A 2,721-nucleotide genomic window follows, 5' to 3' on the forward strand; every position below is an offset into this window, starting at 1 on the left:
GAAAGCCCCTAAATTAGGGGCTTTTACTATTACTCAATTTGGTTCTGTTGCAAAGTTGAATTTATAGTATAATTTTAACAAAAAGGAGTCTTCTGTATGAACTATTTCAGATATAAACAATTTAACAAGGATGTTATCACTGTAGCCGTTGGCTACTATCTAAGATATGCATTGAGTTATCGTGATATATCTGAAATATTAAGGGAACGTGGTGTAAACGTTCACCATTCAACGGTCTACCGTTGGGTTCAAGAATATGCTCCGATTTTGTATCAAATTTGGAAGAAAAAACATAAAAAAGCCTATTACAAATGGCGTATTGATGAGACGTACATCAAAATAAAAGGAAAATGGAGCTATTTATATCGTGCTATTGATGCAGAGGGTCATACATTAGATATTTGGTTGCGTAAGCAACGCGATAATCATTCAGCATATGCGTTGATCAAACGTCTCATTAAACAATTTGGTAAACCTCAAAAGGTGATTACAGATCAGGCACCTTCAACGAAGGTCGCAATGGCTAAAGTCATTAAAACGTTTAGACTGAATCCTGACTGTCATTGCACATCCAAATATCTGAATAACCTCATTGAGCAAGATCACCGTCATATTAAAGTAAGAAAGACAAGATATCAAAGTATCAATACGGCCAAAAATACTTTAAAAGGTATTGAGTGTATTTACGGTCTATATAAAAAGAACCGCAGGTCTCTTCAGATCTACGGATTTTCGCCATGCCATGAAATCAGTCATATGTTAGCCAGTTAAACGAACGCTGACATGATAAAATGCTGATTAGCTACACTTTTTCTAACTTTGCAACAGAACCCTTGTTAAACTGTTTATATCTGAAATAGTTCATACAGAGGACTCTTTTTGTTAAAATTATACTATAAAATTAACTTTGTAACAGAATCTTTTAAGTTATAACGATAGTTTTTTTAGATACTAACTTCTAATAATCGTTAAAAATATAGTAGCAAACATTAGCTTTGTAAATTATGCTTAAAAAAGCACTTTTATGGTTCTGTTGCAAAGTTAAAAATCATGTAATATTTATACTGAAAAACGAAAAATAATTAATACTAACAAAACTCTTTACTGTTAAAACAATATTTGCTTTTATAGTTTTGTATAGATGTGCATATAATTTTAACTTTGCAACAGAACCTAAAGTTTGTTAAAAAAAGGAGGGTTTTTTGATGCCATTTGGTTCTTTTGTAGCAATTTTATGTGCTTTATTTGTGATATTTTATTTACCTTATGCAGAGAAGAAAAAGAAAAAATAGACCACGCATTTATGCCGAGAAAATTTATTGTGCGTTGAGAAGAACCCTTAACTAAACTTGTAGACGAATGTCGGCATAGCGTGAGCTATTAAGCCGACCATTCGACAAGTTTTGGGATTGTTAAGGGTTCCGAGGCTCAACGTCAATAAAGCAATTGGAATAAAGCAAAAGTATGATATGTTGTATATTGGGATGTTTATTAAGGGATTGTTTAAATTCTACATAAGGAGTTTTTACAATGTATAAAAACATAAGAAAAATTGCCACTGCTACAATTGCTACTTCTCTTTTAATAGGGCCAGTATATTCTACGATAGAATCAGGTAGAGCGAATGCTGAAACTGTTAAAGCAATTGATGAGGAAATGAAGCAAAGAGAAAAAATTGGTAATGCTTTGTTAGACGAGATAGATAATAGTAAAGATGAGTTTAAAGATCCAAATGTAGCTGAAAAGTTAAAAGGTCAAGTTAGAAATTACAAAAATGGTGTAGCAGAAAGAGGAAAAGCAACGATAACTGCTAAAGCTGGGGCTAAAGCTATAAGAGCTACTGTTAATAAAGTTGGAGAAAAAGCTTGGAATAAATTGGTTGCTAAAATTGAAAATACTACTGGTACAAAGCTAGTTATGTTCCATTATCAGAGCATTAATAAGTTTTGTGATATTTTAACAGGTTTTGAGGGTAATTTAGCTGATGGTATAGCTACAGGATTAACTAACAATTTTGGTTTTAATAAACAATTTGCTTATATTGTAGCTAGAGCTTTTATTGCTATTGTGTTGTAGGTTCATTTGTAATGAGTACTAATAAAAAAGTTTATTTGTTGTTTTTGATAATAACCTTTATTATTTATATATCTTTACCTGTTATTCTTGGAAAAAATACATTTGATGCTCGCTTGTTTGTGATTTTTCCCTTATTGTTTTTTGGAGCATTTTTATTTTCGTCTAATAATAAAAAAAAGTGATTTTGATACCCATCTTTTTAAGGTGGGTATTTTGGTTTTGAAACGAGTTAAAAACGAGTTTCTTCTTGTCTTGATACTATATAGAAATAACGTTCTTTTTTTAAAATATGATTTATCGTTGATATGACAGTGTTTTTATTTATTTTTGTGGTTGAAAAGAAAATTTGACATGAAAAAACCCCAGTTATATTATTAAGGTGTCGAATCTTAAATAAAACTGGGGGCTTTTTTATGCAATTTAATACTACAAGATATATAGACGAAAATCAAGGTTCTGTTGCAAAGTAAAAAAATATAGCTAACCACTAATTTATCATGTCAGTGTTCGCTTAACTTGCTAGCATGATGCTAATTTCGTGGCATGGCGAAAATCCGTAGATCTGAAGAGACCTGCGGTTCTTTTTATATAGAGCGTAAATACATTCAATACCTTTTAAAGTATTCTTTGCTGTATTGATATTTT

General features: G+C 31.0%; 2 protein-coding genes and 1 pseudogene. 2 read left to right on the plus strand and 1 reads right to left on the minus strand.

Annotated elements, in window-relative coordinates; translation table 11 throughout:
• The first annotated feature begins 96 nt into the window (after positions 1–96).
• Both A33S_RS0107975 and A33S_RS0107985 read left to right on the plus strand, forming a co-directional pair.
• Positions 97–771, plus strand: a complete 675-nt coding sequence (locus A33S_RS0107975) for an IS6 family transposase (RefSeq protein ID WP_017176725.1) — start codon at positions 97–99, stop codon at positions 769–771.
• Between the two features lie 759 nt (positions 772–1,530).
• Positions 1,531–2,076: a hypothetical protein gene (locus A33S_RS0107985; protein ID WP_017176726.1), complete on the plus strand. Its 546-nt coding sequence runs from the start codon at positions 1,531–1,533 to the stop codon at positions 2,074–2,076.
• Positions 2,077–2,587: 511 nt separating this feature from the next.
• On the opposite strand, the pseudogene A33S_RS12280 reads toward A33S_RS0107985, so the two are convergent.
• Positions 2,588–2,721: pseudogene (locus A33S_RS12280) on the minus strand (IS6 family transposase); the annotation flags it as partial.

The organism is Staphylococcus massiliensis CCUG 55927, from assembly GCF_000298075.1.
Taxonomy (GTDB): Bacteria; Bacillota; Bacilli; order Staphylococcales; family Staphylococcaceae; genus Staphylococcus; species Staphylococcus massiliensis.

Excerpts from the sequence above, each read along its gene's own strand:
- A33S_RS0107975 (WP_017176725.1), top strand. The coding sequence starts at position 97 with ATGAACTATTTCAGATATAAACAATTTAACAAGGATGTTATCACTGTA.
- A33S_RS0107985 (WP_017176726.1), top strand. The coding sequence starts at position 1,531 with ATGTATAAAAACATAAGAAAAATTGCCACTGCTACAATTGCTACTTCT.